This is a genomic window from Amycolatopsis rhizosphaerae, from assembly GCF_007713715.1.
Taxonomy (GTDB): Bacteria; Actinomycetota; Actinomycetes; order Mycobacteriales; family Pseudonocardiaceae; genus Amycolatopsis_E; species Amycolatopsis_E rhizosphaerae.
The window spans coordinates 1-19663 of record NZ_VJWX01000027.1 but is presented as its reverse complement, the minus strand read 5'-3'; the positions used below and the strand labels follow the sequence as shown (position 1 = coordinate 19663).

7 protein-coding genes are annotated in these 19663 nt (G+C 65.8%); 2 read left to right on the top strand and 5 right to left on the bottom strand.

Annotated features, from left to right (window positions below; translation table 11 throughout):
• Nucleotides 1-86: 86 nt before the first annotated feature.
• The gene (locus tag FNH05_RS05020) at nt 87-6233 is read left to right on the top strand and encodes an ATP-binding protein (protein ID WP_144586081.1); all 6147 of its coding nucleotides are present in this window, start codon (nt 87-89) and stop codon (nt 6231-6233) included.
• A 139-nt stretch (nt 6234-6372) separates the two neighbouring features.
• On the opposite strand, the gene FNH05_RS05015 is transcribed toward FNH05_RS05020, so the two are convergent.
• Genes FNH05_RS05015 through FNH05_RS05000 form a run of 4 tightly spaced genes read right to left on the bottom strand, consistent with a single transcriptional unit; the run spans nt 6373 to nt 13109 of the window.
• Nucleotides 6373-7605, bottom strand: coding sequence for a Wadjet anti-phage system protein JetD domain-containing protein (locus tag FNH05_RS05015; protein WP_144586080.1), 1233 nt, complete (start codon nt 7603-7605; stop codon nt 6373-6375).
• Nucleotides 7602-10946: an ATP-binding protein gene (locus FNH05_RS05010; protein ID WP_144586079.1), complete on the bottom strand. Its 3345-nt coding sequence runs from the start codon at nt 10944-10946 to the stop codon at nt 7602-7604. The genes FNH05_RS05015 and FNH05_RS05010 overlap by 4 nt, the downstream gene beginning before the upstream one ends.
• Nucleotides 10943-11614 carry a DUF4194 domain-containing protein gene (locus FNH05_RS05005; RefSeq protein ID WP_144586078.1) on the bottom strand — a complete coding sequence of 224 codons (672 nt, stop codon included), beginning with the start codon at nt 11612-11614 and terminating at the stop codon, nt 10943-10945. The genes FNH05_RS05010 and FNH05_RS05005 overlap by 4 nt, the downstream gene beginning before the upstream one ends.
• Nucleotides 11607-13109: a DUF3375 domain-containing protein gene (locus FNH05_RS05000; protein ID WP_186382384.1), complete on the bottom strand. Its 1503-nt coding sequence runs from the start codon at nt 13107-13109 to the stop codon at nt 11607-11609. Before FNH05_RS05000 ends, FNH05_RS05005 begins: the two co-directional genes overlap by 8 nt.
• A 355-nt stretch (nt 13110-13464) precedes the next feature.
• On the opposite strand from FNH05_RS05000, the gene FNH05_RS40000 reads away from it, so the two are divergent.
• Nucleotides 13465-13974: a DUF2398 family protein gene (locus FNH05_RS40000; RefSeq protein ID WP_144586086.1), complete on the top strand. Its 510-nt coding sequence runs from the start codon at nt 13465-13467 to the stop codon at nt 13972-13974.
• Nucleotides 13975-14177: 203 nt separating this feature from the next.
• Here FNH05_RS40000 and FNH05_RS04990 read toward each other — a convergent pair whose 3' ends face one another.
• The gene (locus FNH05_RS04990) at nt 14178-19580 is read right to left on the bottom strand and encodes a LamG-like jellyroll fold domain-containing protein (protein ID WP_144586076.1); all 5403 of its coding nucleotides are present in this window, start codon (nt 19578-19580) and stop codon (nt 14178-14180) included.
• Nucleotides 19581-19663: the final 83 nt, after the last annotated feature.

Here is a 19663-nt window from a genome sequence, read left to right as displayed (position 1 = left end):
CGTTCCCCTGGGCCTTCCTGTAAGTACCTTGACGCTCATGTCCGCACCCGATCCGGCCGCCGAGCCGACTCACCATTGGAGGCTTCATGGCTGCCCGTCGCACTCGTAACGCCTGCCCGCACTGCGATGCGTCTGCGTCCTATCCGATCTGGCCGGACCCTGGCTGGCCGCTTAACGAGGCTCGAGATCGCGACGATGCACTGAACAAGCTGTCTGCGGCTCTCACCGCGTGTCCGACGCCGCTGGCGGCGGCTCTGAAACAGCTGACACCGACCGACATCAGCAAGGGCCTGACTGTGATGCCGGTGGCAAACCGGCCGAGGGTGCTGCGCCCACTTGGCCTGATGATCACGCCGCGCAGCATCGGCCAACATCTATGCCGCGACGTCCTTGCCCGGTTCACCCGCGCCAATGACGGGGACGCACGTCACGCAGCAAAGGCTCTCACACATCCTATGCTCGCCGACATCAGAAGGAACGCTTTTGCCAGCGAATTCTCGGAGCGCTCCACCCAATCAGTCGTGCGTGACGTAGCTGAGTGTTGGTCACCTGGTCTCGCACGAGTCGCAATTTGGGCAAACGGACTGGCGTCAATAAGTGACGCGCGAATGTGGCTGTGGGCAGCTGAACAATCATGGTTCCGCTCGGACTCCACGACGGACGAACACATCGACGCGATAGTCGCCGCAGCCAACCATGTCATCGCAGTCTCGCCTGAGTATCGATTCCTCGAAAACGAGGAAGGCGGGCCGACCCAGTCGCACGCAGCTGCGGGCGAGATCGGTACTCCGGAAGTGGGAACCACCGCAGTGACCCCGGTCGGCGATTATCCCTCAGGTGGCGGGCACACCGGCTCGGAGCAGCGAGAGAAGGAGGACTCCTCTGTCGCGGCGACCGTCGAAAATCCCTGCGGCAGGGTCGATCCCAGCAGGGAAGTGGCCCCGACCGTCGCGCAGTTGCAGAAGGCCGGTGAGGACCTGCGGCATGCGCTGCAGGACGCGGTGCCTGCTGCACAGCGGGTTCTCGACTGTGTCACTGCCGACAGGCCACCAACCGTTGAAGACCTCACCGTGCTTTCTCTAGCACGCACCACTTTCGACGTTGCGGTGGCGACACTGCAGGCCATCGGCGCCACCACGGACGTCGACACCGGCGCGGGTGTGCGGGCCGCGCTCGACGACCTCGTTGGATCAGCTGCCGATGCTCCGGTGCGTGCACGGCTCACGCAGCTGCACAACCTCGCCGCACCGACTGACAATCCGATGCTCGTCAACGCGCTGCTCACCGCGCAACAGCGCGCCGACGCGTTGGCCGCCATTCCCACTTGGAGTGCTGAGGAGCGGGCACAAGCAGAGAAGCTCGCTATTCTCACAGAACTCGCCGATCCTGCCACTTCACCGGTACAGGCGATGGCTCTTCAGCAGGAACTCGTCCAAACGCACCCAGATCTCGCATTGCTTGCCGTCGGTGCGGCTCAGCTGACCTTCGTGACGTCCACGAGCATCAGCGTCACCGTGCCGGCTTCGGTCGACATCGAGGGTACCTCTGAACTCGGCGGGAGCGACGAGGTCACGATGGTCTCTGCCGAGACCAGTGCGGACCCGGTGCCCGCCCAAGTTGTCGACGCTCCTGAAAACGCGTCCGATAAGGAGATTTCCGACGACCAGGTCCTGCAGCAGGCTGCTGACGAGGTCACCGTAGCCTCGTCGACAAGCGAGCAACCGGTAGATGTCGCAGATCCACCAGCAGCCCCTACGCCGAGCGTAGTGCCGAATGCCAACGAGGCAATCTCTGTAGCCGTAAGCGACGAAATCGCCGCGCACGCGCGCCTTGTCGAAGGTCTTGCCAATCTCATTGCGGCTCACCGTTTCGGTATGGCCGCCGCCGTCGCACACGCTGCGGCGTGGCCAGCCAGCCACCAATCCGCGCTACGGATCGCTGCGCTTGCCGATGTAGTTCGTAACGAGGCCGGCGCGATTAACACCGCGCTGCGCGCCGAGCTGACGGAACTCGATACAACTGCTGCTGCCGACGACTCGCCCACCGCATTGCTCATTGTTGCCTCGCTGCTGCGTACCGCTCTCGTAACCGGCGAACCGACCGCCGGAGCGGTACTCACCGAGCTGGCCGGTCGCGTCGAGCCGAACCTTGCCGAAGTCGCCGACCAAGTTGGTCGCCGTGCGCTGCAGGGTGTCCTCGTCGGTGCGCCGCCACTGACTGTTCTCGCCGATGTCGTCGAGGTCGAGCGGAGACTACGCGAACTCAGCGGTGTTGCTCGCGCAATGTTGCGCCCACGCACCCTGCGGTTCAAGCGTGCCACCGACATTGCGAAGGCATGGATGGCCGCTGGCGGGCTACTTGGCCGACCACTGATGGCCGTTGCCACCGACGATCGGTCCACCGTCAGCGAGGTCGCCATCGCCATCCGTCGGCTTGGAGACGCCGCGCATGTTGCCCGCGAGATCGACACCCTCGATCACAAATACAAGGGTGCGAGTGGCAAACCGATCGAAGGTGCCGGACGGCAGGATCTGGTAAATCTCGTGGCCGAGGTCGTCCAGACCCTTGCGAACTGGAACGAGGCCGTTTTGTCCGTTCAGCGGTCGAGTAACGCTCAGCAATGGACCACCAGCGAGGTCGCTGATATGCGCGCCGTGGTACTCGACCACCGCGCCGAGGTGCTCGATGCGCTGACTGCGCTGTCCGAACACACTGACCCACTACTCGCGGCCGCCTCAGGCGCTGCTACGGCGTCGTTGTCGCTCACCTTCGCCGTGCTTGACGGCTCCGCCTCGCTTCAACCTGGTGAGCCCGCTCCAGCCTTCGCGATCAGTGCCGAATTGTTGAAGGTGCCCGGCGCGGTCATCGACACGTCACTCGGCCGTGTCACGGTGCCCGACGACACCAAGGTCGACGAGCTACTTGCCGCCGCGCGGCGGACGTGGGTAGACGCGGTCACCGCACAGGTCGCCGCGGAGAACTTCGACGCGGCAGAGTTCATCCTCACCGCGGCAGAGGCCCACCTGCTGCCCGCCTCTGACTGCAACGACGTAAACGCCGCTACCTCAGCGACTGTTGCCTCCGCGCGCAGCGCCGTCCGTGTCGAACTCGACGCCACTCGCGAGCAGTTATGGGCGGAGCTGCGCCGCGCTCGTACCAACAACGAGGTCTCCGAAGAGCAAGCCGGTGAACTGACCGGCTTGCTACGCGACGCTGACGCGACCACTGGCAATCTCGCGGCTGTCCGTCGTCGGCTCGAAGGCGTGGCCGAACTGCTGCCGCTTTACCGAGCCGAGGCTGCCCGGCGGTTGTCCGAGCGCCTCACCGCGCTGCCTAACGTCGACTCTGGCACCGTGGAACGTGTCGCACGGCTTATCGACTCCGGCGAGCTTTCCACCGCAGAGGAACTTATCTATTTCTTGGAAATCGGCGAATCGGTGCCGCAGGTTCCCAATCAGCCAGACCTGCAGCGGTTCTTCCCGGCAGTTCCGGATGCGCTGCCCACAGGTCTGACCCCCGACGTAATCGCTGCGATCCGTGACCGTGGGCAGGTCCCTGGCTGCGATGTGCTTGACTTCAACCGCCTCAGCGCTGACCTGGCCGAGTTGGCTGCGGTCGCGCTTGACGCCTGGAGGCAACTCGCCAAGACTCCAGCCGAGAGTCGGCGGCAGATCAGCGAACGTGACCTACTGCTACCAGCATTGCGCGTCGTCGGTATCGAAGGCAATCGCATCCATCGGCTCGACAGTCTTCCCCGGGGCCGCGATCGGCGCTTTCTCGACGTGGTGGATGTGACCATCAGCGGCAAGCCGCTGGTCCCGGCATTCGGCAGCAAGGTCGGCGGGCGGTTGCGTGTGCTGCTCGCCTGGGGGCAGCCGAGCGCGCAGCTATTGCTCAGCCACGCCGACCAGGATAACTCCGGCGATAGCTTGCTGATCGCTTACTTCGGTACGATGAGCGCACAAAGCCGTCGCGAACTTGCCCAACACGCCGTCACAGGGAACCGTACCGCACCGGTGGTGGTTCTCGACGACGCTGCCCTGGCGTACCTGGCCGCCCATGGCAACCGGCAGATGGATGCCACGATGAGTGTGCTGCTGCCGTTTAGTAATGTGAATCCCTACGTCAGCAAGAAGCGCGGCCTGGTAGCCGAGGAAATGTTCTACGGTCGCGACGCCGAACGAAAGAGCGTGCTCGACCCGGACGGCACCCAGTTGCTCTACGGTGGCCGTGGGCTCGGCAAATCTGCTCTCCTGCGCAGCGCCGGGCACCTGTTTGAAACTCAGGGCGCACCCGGTGAACGCGTCACCCTTTACCTCAGCCTCGACACCGTCGGCATCCGCGCCGGATCCGCGATCGGACCAGAAGCTATCTGGGACGCCCTGCTTCGTGACCTCGCCCACCACGATGTCATCACCCCGCCGCGCCGTCAGCCCAGCCGGAACAACCCGCACGAGCAGGTCCGCGCCGGGGTTCTCCGCTGGCTCGACGCCGACCCCCATCGGCGGATGCTAATCCTCCTGGACGAAACAGACCGGTTCTTCGAAGCAGACGCGCCCGAGTTCTTCCAGACCAACCGGCTGAAGGAACTTGGCCTGACCACCGACGGCCGCATCAAGGTCGTGTTTGCCGGGCTGCACTCGGTGCAGCGCTACGCCAAGAGCGCCCGCAACGGCCCATTCAGCCACCTCGCGCAACGCCCCACCGTCATCGGGCCGCTCCGGCCGAGGTGGGCCGCGAACCTGCTCACCCGCCCGCTGCATGCGCTTGGCTACCGGTTCGCTGACGACGACCTGGTCAACCGCGTCCTCGGTTACTGTTCTTACCAGCCGTTCCTGCTCCAGATGTTCGGCTGGCGCCTAGTGGCCACGATGCGTGCACGTCGCGCCGTCGACGTCTCTGACAGCGAGCCGCCTTACGTGATTGCCCACACGGACGTTGTCATCGTTGAGAGCGATTCAGAACTCAAGGCCGACATCAGTGCCGCGTTCCACGACACACTGCACCTCGATCCGCGGTACAACGTGATCGCCAATGTGCTCGCCCACCACGCGCACGAGTTCGGGCTGGACGCACGACTGTCAGATGTGGAGTTGCGCGAGGAGTGCCTCGGTTGGTGGGACATCGGTTTCGAGGCCCTCGATGTGGAGGGGTTCCGTGCGTACCTGCAGGAGATGGTCGGCCTCGGTGTGCTCGCCCCGAACAACGACGGCCGAGGCTGGCACCTGCGCAGCCTGAACGTTTTGAACATGATCGGGTCGAAGGACGACGTGATCACCCAGCTCGTGGGGGCGGCGACTGTATCAGTACCTGACGAGTTCATCGCACTGGAGACCCGCCCGGAGTTGCGCGAGGGGCGTCGCTCTCCGCTGACCGCCGGACAGATCGACGATGTGCTTGGCGATCACGCAAACCAGGTCCGGGTAATCCTCGGCTCCCCCGCAACGGGTATCGACGACGTCGCACAAGCCGTGCGTCAAGCCGCCGACGTGGGAAACAGGTTCACCGTCCCAATGATCAGCAGTCGTCGGCAATTCGAGGAAGAGCTCGTCGTCGGTAAGCCTGGGCAGCGGCGTGTCGTGCTCACCGACCTTGTCGCACTCGCGCCGCGCGACGAGGCGTGCATCGCAGCGTTGACCGCTGCAATCGAGCAGCGTCCACAACGGCCGGGGGTAACCCGTTCGGCCGTAATCGTCGCGGGGCTGCAGCAAATGGGCTTGTGGCGGACGGTCATGCGCGACGCCAGACACACCCCGGCGCTCGGCACAGTCACATTGCGCCGCTATGACCGGAAGACACTGCGTGTATGGGCGCTGGCGAGCGAGAAGTTCAGTGTCGAGGAAAGGCTCGAGCGGCTGCTCGAAGTGACGGGCGGCTGGCCGATGCTTGTTGAACGGGCCGCGGCACGCGTAGCCGCGGGCAAGGACGAGGGCCAAGTGTTGGCCGCTCTCGCCGAGGAGTTGGCGTCGCAAGCTGGCGCGGCCGCGTTCGTTGATGCGGTCGGCATTAGCGCTGATAAGGAGTTGCTCAAAGCATTCACATCGATACTCACTCTGATTGACGACGCAGGCGCCACACTCCCTGATCTCGTTACGGCTGCCTCAATGACGGTTGATACTCCGGACACTGCGGTGGCATGCCTCCAAGCCCTCGGAGTGTTCGACATTGAGCCGAGCGGGAAGTACCGGCTTGAACCTCTGCTGGTCCGCTCCTGGAGGCTGTCCTCGACATGATTGCAATAGGGCGAGTATCTCGCTTCCCTGAGCGACCGTATCGGAAGGCCGGCACTTGGCTTACCGACGCTGCAGATCGTGACTTACACTCCCGTCCATCGGGAGCGGACCTGCCGCTGACGACGCCAGGGCCGCAGAATCAATCCTGTCCTCTCAAGATCTCCAGCAGCCGGGTTACGGCGTGGGTGAGAGGGATGGCTTCCTGCTCGATCCGGCGGAACGGGGTAGGGCCGGCGGTAGCGATGGTGTTGTAAGCGGTGGTCTCGGCTTCGGTGAGGTGCGGCAGGGTCGCTGGTGACGGCTTGATGGGGCGGCCTGTCTTGTCGTGGTTGACGCCGTGTTGGGCGTAGTAGTGCAGGTCCGTGGCGTCCATGAGGATGGAGGTGACGGGCTTCGCTGGTGCGCCGTCCGGTGCGGGCTCGGCCAGCGTGGCGCGGAACTGGTCGAGGATGGTATACCCGTCCGCATCGATGTCGCCCCAGTAGACGACGTGGTCTGCGGCCCGGATCCAGGGCACGTTCGCGAGCAGGGCGGCTGCGGCCTTGCCGCCGCCCTCGACCACGATCGTGTCCCTGACTGACGGGAACCAGAGGCGGGAGTCACGGTTCTCGACGACGAGGACGACGCGCGGCGGGTAGGCGATGTCGTGCACATCGCCGGTAGTCCAGGCGTCGTGCCTGCGGCGGCCTGACGCGGCGTGGTCAGGGTCGACATAGGTCAGGTGCATGACGGTCAGGCGGGGCCGGACTTCGTCTCGGACATCGCGTCCGGCGACATCACGCAGCAGTGCGCCGTGGGTGTCAAGCCATTTGGTGTGCATACCGGGGACGGGGAGTTGCCGCAGGGTCCAGGTGCTGGCGTCGGGATGCCGACGGAGCCAGGTCACCGCACTGACCAGCACCTCCACGTCGAAGGCCTGAAGACGGTAGACGGCCCGGAGCGTGGCCGGGGTGAGGATCGCACTGGCGGACCGCAACGCCGATGCGAGCGCACGGGCGCGGTCGATGTCCACGGTCAGAGGTTCAGCACCGGTACGGGCGTCGGCAGTAAGCGCAACGGCGCCGTTCAGGTCCGCAATGAGCGTGGCCGGGAAATCGCCGGCGACTCCCCGGATGGTTACCGCCCTACGAATGAGTTCCACGCCAGTGGGGAGCTGGTCGGAGAACCCGCGCCAGCGCATGTGCCACTCGTGCCAGGCGGCGTGCCCGAGCTGCTCGACGGCCTTACCCGTTGACACACCGGGGCGGAGCGGAACGGAGAACACGACTTGGTCTCCGACGCCGACCTCCGCGCACACGGCTTCCGCCCACTTCTGATCGATCTTGCGGCGGAGGGCCGCGACGGCGTCCTCCGGGGTGACGAGTGCGCTCATGCGTCCGGAACACCGACCAGGGGCTTCGCCCAGGATCGGCCCTGCGAGTTCTTGAGGATCAGATACTCCGCGTCTACGTGCGGTTCGATCGCGCTGTGCTTGTCGTTGGGGGCACCGATGACGAGCTGGAAACCGAGGCCGCGCCACGCGCCGATGGCCCGGCCGGTGAAGTGCGCATCCGCCTTGATGAGCGCCTCGTCGAGGAAAACGGGGGCGTAGCGGGGGCGGGCGGCGCCAGCGTCGCCGAGTTGGTATCGCAATGCGGCTCCAACGATGAAGGCGACCAGCTCCTGTGATTCGCCGCCGGACTTTTCGCCGATGTGGTCGTACACGGCGACGTGTCCACCGTCGAGATCGCGTTTCTCGGCGCTGATCCGAACGTGGTTGCGCACGTCGACGAGGTCGGCGAAATCGGGCGCGGCGCGTCGGATGCGGTTGATCACCTTCGCCATCCGGTGATAGGCGCGTTCCCGGTCTTCGTCCGTTGCCGCCTGGTCGATGAAGGCGCGTACTTCGCGCAGTTCCTTGCGGAACCGGGCCCGCACCGTGGAGTGGCTCTCCTGCGGGTCGATGCGCAGCCGGTGATTGTTGTCGGCGAACGGCAGTTCGGCGAGGATGCGGTTGACCGGGTCGATCCGGTCGCGGATCTCCCGGACAGCGGCGGCAAGTTCGCTGTCCAGGCCGGTCAGGTCGTTGCCGGACAGTTTGAGCAGGCTGTCCCGCCACTCGGTCTCCAGCTCGTGCAGGCCGCTGGTCTCCAGATCGGTGAGCAGGCGGTCGAAGTCGCGGTAGGAGGCGTCCGCGTCGGTGCCGAGGTTCGGGTTCGGCCAGCGTTCGATGAACGTCGAGAACGTGTCGATGAGCGCCTTTTTCGACCGATTGATCGTCTCCGTCGCGGACTTCTGGTCGGCGCGGAGCTGTGCGGCGGCCCGTTCCACCGCGGCGTCGAACGTTGTAAGCGACTCCGCCACGACGGCACTGTCCGGGTGGCTGTCGAACATCGCCTCCAGATAGGCCTGCTGTTCCGGGCTGACTTCGACGCCCGTCTCCGCGGCCGTGTCGAGTGCCGACTGGGCGAGGTCCACTTCGTCGACGGTCGACTCCCAGGACTCAGCGAGTACCTTCACGTCGCCCCTCTGCTGGCCGACACGCTCGGTCAGTTTCCTGGCCTGTTCCTTGAGTTCGTCCACCTGGCGCTGCAGCTGATCGATTTTCGGATTGCCTGCGCGGACCTCGTCGACAACGCGGTTCCAGCGGTCTCGTTCCGCCTCGACAGACTTGACGTCCACTTGATCCCAGGACAACTCGGTCAGGGTCTGGTAGGCCGCACGTCTGGCTTCGAACGAGTTGAGGTTTTCCTCCGCCCTCAACACCCAGGCGACAGCAGCGTCAAGGCGTTTCCGCGCAAGGCCGATCCGGTTCTCGAGGTCGGCAAGCAGCCTGCTGTTGGTGAAACCGAGTAAGTTGGCTCGGCCGTGGCCGCCGTGCGCGCCCCGGCCGCCTTCGGATGTCTGGCCATTGATCGTGAGCGCCTTAGGGTACTGCGCCAGCAGCCTGGGCGTCTCGACGCAGACGAAGTCGAACCGGCGGGCGAGCTCGCTCTTGAGCCAGGCGGTGAACGGCGACGGCCGGTAGTCGAGCCTGCCGGGGAGCGTCTTTCCATCCAGTCTGACCTCGTCCGGCAGGCCGGTACGTACGCCCTCGAACTGGACCCGCCGGCCGGTCGACACCTTGTTGATCGCCTCACGGAACGAGTTCAGCCTGCCGATGTCGATCAGCATTCGCGTGGCGAATCCACCGAGCGCCAGGTTGAACGCCTCGCGCCACGGCTCGAACTCCGTCCGCACCTCGATGAGCTCGCCGACGAACGGCAGGTCGTCCGGGGTGAGCCCGGCGGCCTCGGCCAATGCCGCGCGAGCCGCGTGCAGTTCGGTCGGGATGTTGCCCCTGCGGGCCTTGACCGCGTTGTGCTCAGCGCGCCACCTGGTCAACTCGTGTTCGGCTTCCTTCTTCTCTGCCATCGCCTCGGCGAACTCGTTCTGGGCGGTCCTCCTGGCATCGGTGTCGGCTAGGGACCGATGCGCTGTGTCGACCAGTGCGGCGAAGCCCTCCCCGGTCGACACGGTAGCGCCGACGGTTTCGAGTGCCCGGTCCAGCCGCTCCCGTAAGCGTTCGACGTCGCTCAACCGCTGTTCCACGCCGCGGATCTCTCGGAGTGCAGTGTCCAGGCGGTCACCACCGGACGCGCGAAGCGTGGCAGTCACCCCTTCGCACTGCGATTCAGTCGCATCGACCAGGGCGATGGTCTCCGCCAGTTCCTCCTTGGCGCGACGGTGCCGCTGGGCCAGCTCCTTCTCGGCCGCACGCAAGAAGCCGAGCCGGCGTTCATGACGCCACAACGCGGCAGGCGACGATGGAGCAGTCAATGACCCGAGGTCGTCGATCACACGCAACCGGTCCACCGCCTCGTCGATGGTTTGCCGGTGCTCGCGGATCGGGGTCAAGGCCTTCACCTGCTGGCGGGCGGTGATCATCCTTTCCCGGGTGCCGGAAAGCTCGTCGAACTGCTGTACCACCGCGTCCGCGGTGGCCAGTGTGGACGGCTCCTCGAGGACCATCGTCTTGTACAGCGCGTCGACGGTGGTGATCTGCTGCCCGGCCTGGATCCGCCCCAGCAGCGCGACCGCCTTGTGCCCGTCGCCCGCGGCGCCGATGCCGAGCGTGGTGTGGAGACGCGCGGTGAAGTCCCGGTCGGTGTCGAAGCAGTTCAAGCCGGTTGCCGCGACCTCGGCACGGGCGAGTTTCTTACTTGCCGGTCCTTCCAGCGCTCGCAGTTGGTATCCGTGGTCACAGGTGGCTCGCACCGCGACAACGTCGTCGAGGCTGCGGGCCGACGAAGGGACATACCAGGCCCGGAGTGCGGTGAACTCGGCGCCGGTGTGGTCGGCCCAGGTCATCGCGATGGCCGACCAGGTGTCGCGGCCGTCCCCGCGCAGCACCCTCGACTTCGTCTCGCCGTCGGTCCGGGACTCGTCGAGCTTGCCGCGCGCATAGGAGAGGATGTTGCGCTGGTCCTTGCCCCGGGGCCTGCCCACCACTCCGCCGTTGGACGCCCCATTGAAGGGAGTCGTATGCGGCATGAGCAACGCGATGTAGGAATCCATCAGCGTCGACTTGCCTGATCCGGAACCGCCGCTGAGCAGGGTCGCGCCGGGTGCGAGTCGTAGGTGGTGATACCCGTCGTAGCCGCCCCAGTTGACCAGTTGCAGGTCTCGCGCCACCCACTGCTGGCCTCGGGACGCCGCCGGGATCAACCCGAACAGCGTGTCGATCATGCTCACGCCGTAGCCTCGTTTCGCCCGTGCAACCACTGCTCCAGTTCGGCGAGCTTCGCGGTACTCAGCACGACCTCCACCATCGGGGTGATCCGATACCGGCCCGAGGACTCCTCCGTAAGCAGTCCTTCGGTGACCAGCCGCTCCACCGCTTTACGGACCTCTTGCTGGCCGCGGGCCAGGTTGTGGTCGTTCGGATCGAAGTAGGTCAGCACGGTCTGCTCCAGTTCCTCGATGTCCACCCGCGCGGACGTCTCGCCCGTCCCGCGTTCCCGTTGGAAGACGGTCCGCAGGTGCACCAGCACCAAAGTCTCGGCCCGGTTGTAGGGGTCGTCCTTGAGCAGGATCGGCACATCCAGCTCCACCGAGCGCACCTGCTGCTTGTAGGCGACGCCCCGGTCGTGGTCGACCACAAGCCGCACGAACAGGTCGTGCAGTCGCGACTCGATGATCTGCTGGTTCTCCAGCAGCGTGCGCCACTGCGCCGGGTTCTTCTCGGCCAGCAGGAACTTGCGCCGCAACAACTGCACCAGCACCCGTCGCACGTCCGCGTCCAAGGTGCCCGCGTCGCCGGCGAACAACTCGGCTGGATCGTCCTCCATCGAGACCGGGTCGATGAATCCGGCCCCCGTGCCCGCCGACCAGCCGTTGTCGGCGCCGTCCGGTTCACTCATCGCCACCGCTCCTTTCTGCGCTCACCGGGTTCGCCGCCACCACGCCGCCGAGGGCGAACCGTCGCCGGGTCAGGTCGGGTCGGACCGTGTCGACCACTGCGACCTCGGCCGTCTCGGTCATTCCGGCATCATGGGCGATCTCCAGCAGGCCGAGCAGGTCGACCGGCCGCTGGATGTCCTCGCTCGCCGCGCGGAACGCCGCCGCGACATCCACGCTCTCCGCGCCGCCCGCGAACGCCGCCAAGTGCGCGCGCAGCTCGGCGTACTGTGGGCCACCCCATGCCCGGGTGTCCGCAGTTGGCACGTCCTCGGATTCATCCCATTCCCGCAACGGCGCGGGCGGCTGTGGTGGCCGAAGGTCGCTCATGCGCTGCCGCAGGTGTCCAACGTCGGCCACCGGCAGGCGACGGAGCGGCTCGACGGGCTCACCTCGCCGTGAACCGGGAACCCATTTGTGAAGCCCGGACATCACGTTCCTCAACAGTTCATCCACCTGGCGATCCCGCATCGGATCGTGGTTGCGGACCTGGGTGGTGATCACATGGGATGCCTGCCGCTGCGCGGTCAGTACCTCCTTGACGCCCTGTTCGATCCGGCGCGAGATCTCGGTGAGCTCCCGCCGCTGCTGCTCCGGCAGCAGATCGGTGAACCGGTGCCGCAACACCGTGCGCAGCTGGCTCCACAGGTCATCGATCTGCGCCGGGTCGCCGATCAGGCGCAACGCCCCAGCGAACGCGCGGCCTTCCGGTGTCGCGTCCAGGATCCGCTGGCCGCGGGCCAGATACTCACGGAGCACCTCACCGGTGGGCCGCACGTCGTGCCGCAACTCGGCGACGACGTCCCGCTGTATGGCCTTGATCGACTCCGCCACGCGTGCGAAGTCCGCGGGCAGTTCGCGCGCCAGGTGGAGCACGTTCTCGGCCGCCTCAAGCAGTTGCTCGTCCTCGACGGTCTCCACGGCGCCACCCTTTTCGAGCCGGGTGAGCTCCTTCTGACGCTGCTGGATCTCCTGATGGAGGCGCGCTATCCGCGCCATCACGTCCGGATCGGCGTCTTGTGCAAGCCGCTCGATCGCCTCCAGCAGTGTCCTGACCCGGGACTCCGACACCCTGGTCCGCACTCCGCCGACCCGCCCGGCGACCTCAAGCGCACCGACGCCGTACGCGGACAGCCGGTACACCTCGACATCGTCGTCGGACACCTGCCGCACCAACCACCCCGCCTGCACCCACTGCCTGCACAGATCTCGCGCGTTCCCCGTCGGCAGCGGCTGGTTGTCCTCGTCGCCGTAGCCCGCGGCCCGCAACTGGTCAAGAGCGTCGTTGATTTCCGCGTGCGAGTCCGCCACCGCCACCGTCGGCCGCTCCGCGGTGAACACCATCGCCAGCACCGTCACCACGAACGGCGCATGCGTCTGATGGAGCAGAGCGAGCATCGGATTCTGGAACGCCCGGAGCGCGCCCTGGTAAGCGCCTTCTACGCCTCGTGTAGCCATCGCCACTTAGCGTACGGCGCGAGCACCGTCGCCGACGAACTGCAGATCTGGCGGCGGATCCGCCGTCATCGACCTGCACTGGACCGAGCGATTCCTGACGTAGGAGCACCGGCACGTTGTCATCGCACATCAAGTTGGAAGCAGGGAGGACTACTTGCGGGTCGAACGGCGTGGCGCGGCCCCGCGCTGGGGCCACGCCAACGCCAGCGGCTCAACTACCGCAGCACCGCGGAGATCCCCGCCTGGTCGACGGGCGTGATGGACGGCTCTCCCGCCCACAGCAGCAGGTCCAGTTCGGCGTCGGCGATCTCGGCCCACCTGGCGAGGTGCGTGCGTCCTGGAACGCTGAAGCAACATCGCCTCGGCGTCGCTGCGGCTGCTTGGCCAGCAACGGGCGTTCGCCGTCCTGCCGCGCTCGCCGGTGCTGGACCGGCACACCCATCCCCAATTGTGGCCGCTGGTGCGGGTACACCGAGTGAAGCTCGGCGAGTGGTTCGTCCAGCGGCTCGGTGACCGGCTGGCGATGACTGCCTCCGCAGCCCGGTTGTTCCGGTTACCCGTTGACGGCACCTTCGTCGTGCCCAGTTTCGCCCGCTGGCCCGGCGGGTTCTCGTCCTGGTCATCCTCGCCGTGGCGGCTGCTGAGGACACCGAGGACATCACCACCAATCAGGGCCTGTCCGACCGGGTCCGCGGGCTCTCCATGCCTGAGGGCGTTGAGATCGCGCCCTATGACCCCGACCGGTTCGCCGAGCGAACGTTTTCGTCAAGTGTGTCCCGCCCGCCCCCCGCGGGCGGGCGGGACGCCTGGCCGGGAACCGTTGGCCACCTGGCAGACCAGCTCGCGGGCGCCCGGAGCGGATTAAGCCAGTCGGCTCCTCTTTCATCTCGGGATCAGTGCGGCAAATTCCTTCTCGTCGAACGCGCTGATCACCTCCCGCGGGTGCTGCAGTCTTGCCGCGAAAATCGCCGCCACCTCCAGCGCGCTGTGCCCCCGCCGGGTCCAATGCTCGAACAAACATCCCAGGCTGCCGCGCCGCCAGCACCCCTCCGACGGTCAGTCTCTACGCTAGTTGAGGGTGTCGCCGGAGGGGTTGGTGGCTGTGGTTGCGAGTTGGTTGTAGTAGGCGGCGTTCGGTGCGCCGTTGGTGAGGTACGTCGGGTTTACAACGTTGGGCGAGGTGGTGATGGCGCTGTCGAAGTCGATGTATCCGTTTGCTGCACTGAAGCCGAAGTTGGCGATGTAGGCGTTGAGACTTTTGCGGTTTTGCTCGCGGGGATCGGTGTCGCTGAGGCCGAGCGGTGGCACGGTGGTGACGAATACTTTGAGCAGTGAGGAGTCTTGGCGGAAGTAGTTCATGAATGCGAACGACTTGTCGAGGTTGATGAGTTGGTTGAGGCTGTTTTCGATCTGACTGGCGGACTGGCCGTCGAGCAGGTCGTTGGCGCCGAGTGAGATGATCACTGTTTGGACGTCGGGTTCGTTGAGCACGGTTTGGTTGAGTGTCGTGTTCGGGCTGATGGGTAGTTGGTTGCAGGTGGTGGGGCAGTTGCCTGCGGTGTATGCGGTGGGTGCGCCGGCCGGGATTGTGGGCGTGGCGCTGAGTGCGAGCGTGTCAGGCATGTTGAGCGCTCGCTGATAAACGCGGACGTCCGCGATCGAGGCATTGGCGAAGTTGCCTGGTGTGTCGTTGAAGTACCCACGTCCGATGACGAGTGGGCCACGGGCGTCGAGTGTGTTCGTGTGGAGGTTGGTGGCCTGTCCGGACAGTGCCCCGTTGACCCACAGTTGCATTTGTCCGTTTGAAGCGTTGTAGGTTCCGGTCAGGTGTGTCCATACGCCCGCTTGTGCGGCATTGGCCGATTCTGCGCGGTAGTTGACTGGATTGACGCTGTCGGTATCGGATTGGGAGAAGGACCATTTTCCGCTGGTCCCGTCGTATTCGAGGTAGAAGCCGGACGCGTGTGTTGCCTGCTGGACGACGTAGGTCTGCCAGGACGACCCGAGTGTGGTCGGTTTGACCCAGGCCGAGACGGTGAAGCTCCGCCAGGTGTCCAGCGCCGGCCCGCTGGTGCTCAGGTACGTGGTGCTGCCGTTGAACGATGCCGATCCTGGCGAGCTCCCGACTGGCCCGGTGTTCCAGCCCACCGGGCCGCTGGCGGTGGCGGGAAGCCCGGCGTTGGCGCCGGTGTCCGCGGCGGTGGTGCCGCTGCCGTCGCCGAGCGCCCATCGATGCTGGGCTGGGGTGCCGGCCCTGCTGGCGTTGATGATGGTGTTGCCTTTGAGTGAGGCCACGGATCCCGACGCGAGGTCGTCGACCCAGGTGCAGGCGTAGTAAGTGCCTGCGTTGCATGATCCGCCTGTGGCGGTGGCCAGGCTGGTGTTGTCGCCGAAGACGGCGATGGTTCCGGCGGAGAGGCTGCTGGTGCTGACGTCGAGTCCGGTCGCGTAGTAGTCGCCGGCGATCGACGTCGGGTATGCGCTGCCGTCGACATTGCCGGTCGCGTCACCGGAAGCGAGGTAGGTCGGCGTGGTGCTGTTGTGGAAGGGCACTTGGCCGCCTGCGGTCTGGACGTGCAGGCTGACCAGGAGGTTCCCGCTCCCGCCGGTCAGGCTTGGCATGGTAACCGCATTGGTGTAGATCTCACCGCCGGCGGGGATGGTTATCCCGCCGACTGGTAGCAGACTGACGGGGGATGACATCGCAACAGCGCCGGTTCCGGTGGTGCCGGCCTGAGCGGCGACGGTTGCGGTGTCGATCGTGACGGGGACCGTCGCGTTCGTGTTCGACAGGCGCACCCGCGTTTGAGTGCCGGTCGCGGTGGGGTGCACGACCATGCGGATGGTCTGGTTGTTGAAGCTGTTGCCCGGTGGGGCGGTGCTGGCGTCCGCGGGTGCGGCCCAGGCACCGAGCCATCCTTGCTGGGCGCTGAGGACGCGGGGCGCGATCGCGAGAACGTGAAGGGCGGGTGTCTGATTCGAGCCTTGGGCGCAGGTGTTTCGTGCGGTGCCGCCAAGGTAGGGAAGGGTGATCGACTTGAGCTTCTTGTGGGGATCGGCGGGCAGGAAGATCGCGTAGATCTGACCGGACCTTTGTGGCACGGGGGTCGCCATCGCCGTGACGATGTATTTGGGTACGACGGTGGCGCTGGCAGGGTCTCCGTAGATCCAGTCGGGCACGGAGGGGACTACGGGATTACTCGTTGGTCCGTCCAGGTAGCTGATGGACGCGGGAGCGGCTGGTGTGGGACCGCAGGTGGCTGCCACTAGCAGCCCCACCGCGCTGGCGTTGACCTGTTGGTCTTGCGGGAACGGGATGGTCTGGCCGAACGCGACCACGTTGTCCGGCGTGCTTGCGTTGCCCGCCGGCGGGATCGAGAAGGCCGCGCCGCCTACCGTGTAGTTCTGGCCGGGTGTGATTCCGGCGTTGGCCATCGACTGCGCGGACAGCGCATAGCCGCCGACGGTGTCGAGGTTGCCGTTGGAGTTGACGTTGTCGTTCACAATTCCGTGGTTGTTCATCGCGGCGGCGAAGGTCGCTGCGGTGACGTTGTTGACCGCCGCGACGGTGAGCAGTTGGATTCCGGCCGCGTATCCGGTGGACGAGCCGTTCTTACCGGTCACGCTCACGGTCACGGAGTGGCTCCCGGGCTGCAGATGCCCGCCCCACAATGGTAGGTAGGTGCTGTTAACCGTGGCGGAATAGGTGTCGTATGGCGAGGAGGGCGAGGTGTTGTCCAATGGTGTCGCGCCGTCGAGGTTGAAGGCGAGCTGACCGTAGTTGGGTGCCTGGGTCAAGGTGATTCCCAGCGCGTAGTCGGCCTCGACCGGCACGGTGAACGTCAGCTTCACCGCTTGTCCGGCCGCGGTGGCCGGGAACAACAGTTGCGCGCCGTCGCGCCAGGTTTGCCCGCTGGAGTTGGGCTGGATCACCGTGGCGGGACCCCCGAGGGTGGTGGACTGGACGGCCGGGCTGAATGCGTCGCGCTGATTGGTAGGTCGCAGGTGGAGGCGGTCGGTGCCGACCATGTAGCGGTTGCCGACACTGGCAGAGTTGGTTCCGGCGACCGTGAATGTGAGGGTGTGTGTGCCCGCGGTCAGGTAGGTGGTGCCGAAGCTGGCGAACCTGGTCGCCGCAACGCCGGCGTTATAGCCGTCGAACTGCGTGAGCCCGTTGATGGGCAGGGGGGTCGTGCTGTCCAGTGTCGCGGTGATGATGCCGTAGTCGGGTGCGACGGTCATGTTCGCACCCAACTGGTAGGCGGCATCGCCGCCGGAGGGAATCGTGAAGGTCTCGGTGAACGAGGTATTGGCAGCGGCGCTTTGGAACCAGAGCTGCTTGCCACCAAACCAGGAGACGCCGCAGCAGTCGGCCTGCGGCCCCAGCGGGATGTTCTGCCCGCTGGGCTGGCTGACGGCCAGAGTGGTCGCAGCGACATCGCTGGGTACTGCACCGGCACTGGTGGCGGGTGCGACGTACAGGACGTAGGGCTTGGACTCCGGGGACAGGTTGTGTGCGAGGTCGAAACTGCGCAGGTAGATCGTGTGGTAGCCGACGGACAGGTTGGCGGGCATGCGCAGTGTCGATGTCCCGTCCGGGCCGATGCCCACATAGCCGCCGGTCGAGTGGCCGCCGGAGTCGGTGAACGTCTGGTTGTAGTTGCATTCATTGATTGGCGGGGCAGGCTCGCTGCCCGACCCTTGCAGGGTCCAGGTGAACCCGGCGATGTTGCCGGCGCCTCCGGCGATCAAGGTGAGCGCACCCGGGGCTGTGGTTGGTTCGCCCCAGTAATTCTGCGGGTAGTCCTGCGAGTTCGCGGACGGTTGCTGTGTCGGTGGCGGCAGGTAGGTGAAGTTGTAGAAAGCGCCGGGCGAGCCCATCGAGCTGTACTGGTCCGATGTGGAGGCGTAAACCCGGAATTGGTAACCCTGCTGTGTCAAGGGAACCGGATCGGTGAAGGCGCCGACGGTACCGGAGCCGATCGGGGGAGTGTCGCCTGCGGACACTTGCTGACCGTTCTGGTCCAGCAGCGTGAAGTGTTCGACGAGGTTCAGCGGCGGGTTGTTGTTGTCGCTGGCCGAAGCGTACATCGTCGGTTTGCTGTCCGATGTGTAGGCGACACCAGTGCAGGTCACACCGCGCGAAACGTTGAGGTTGTACGGTGTGTTCGGGGGATAGCTGAAGTTGACCGTCAGCTGGGGGTTCTCGTCGAACTTCTTCCACTGCATCTGGTCGTTCTCGTTGTCGGCTCGCAGACCAAGCGTGAGGTTGGGCCACGCGTTGTTCGCTGCCTGCTGCGCGTTGCCGGTGACGGTGAAGACGACATTGCCCGGTTGTCCGCAGTTGGCGCCAGCCGCGGAGAACTGACGATCTGTGAAGTTCCATGCCGGTCCCGGCCACCGGGTGTTGTCGTCGATCGGCCCGGCCAGCCCGACATCTACCGGCTCCGTGGTGCAGCCGTTTGCACTCCATACTTCGTTGGCGAACATCCAGGAGCCGAACACCGTCGCCGTGGTGCCGTTAGGCCGCGCCGCGATCGCTGTCGTGTCGAACCGGAAGAACGACCGGGCCACGGTCATGCCGTTACAATCACCCGTGGGGTAGCAATAACCCACCTGCGCATAGGGAATCTGCGCCGGCGAGGTCGGGCTGTACCACCAGCCGTTCGCCGTTACCTCGTTCCAGTACCCAGGGCAGCTCGTCACCGAGCAGTTTATTTGAGGGTCGATATAGACCGGATAGGTCACATTCGGCCCGGTTAGGGCCGCCGCAGTCGGACTGATCGATACCTCGGCGTTCGACTGACCGGTCGCCGCGTCGCTGGTTTGTTGCGTGACGGAGGCCGGCAACGCGGTGAGCGTGCCAGTGCTGGGATCGGTTGCCGATGGCGTCGCGCCCATTGTCGGGTTGAGGTGGGAATCCCACATAGCGGGTTCCGGTCCGCCGAATACCGGCTTTCCGGTGTTATCGACCGCGACCAGCCCGCCTTGTCCATCGCCGTTCACGGTCAATCCCATTGCCTGGGCCTTCAGACGAACGTCGCTCAACGCCGGGTTCGATGCTGCCTGGCGGTCGTGTACCACCAGCACCTCAGAGTAATGATCGGCGGCGGCGGTGACGGTCAGGTCGACCCCGGACAGCACATTGGGGTAGGTCGCGGTCGCTCCGCTGACGACGGGCGTCGGCAACGGCGTCGGCCAGGAGAACGACAACGTGGTGTTGTTGAGAGCCACGGTGACCAGTGGCGAGGTACCCCCCGCGGAGAAGCTGACGTTCTGTGTGGTGTTCGCCGGCGCGAGCCGCCCGTCGGATGTCTGATGCAACGTCGCGTCTACCGGCACCCATTGATTGTTGCGGTTCACGCGCGTCGGCCGGGCCGTCGCGTTGAGGGTGAACGTCCCGTCGGGATTCGCCACGACCTGGCGTGTCTCGGTGGCGTCTGCGACGACCTCGACCGGCTTCCCGGTCATTTTGGCCTGGGCGCCTGCTGTGTCCTCAGCGGCTTGATTCGTCGGTGGGGCGGGCAGATCCGCAGGGCTCGCCGGGCCTGGCG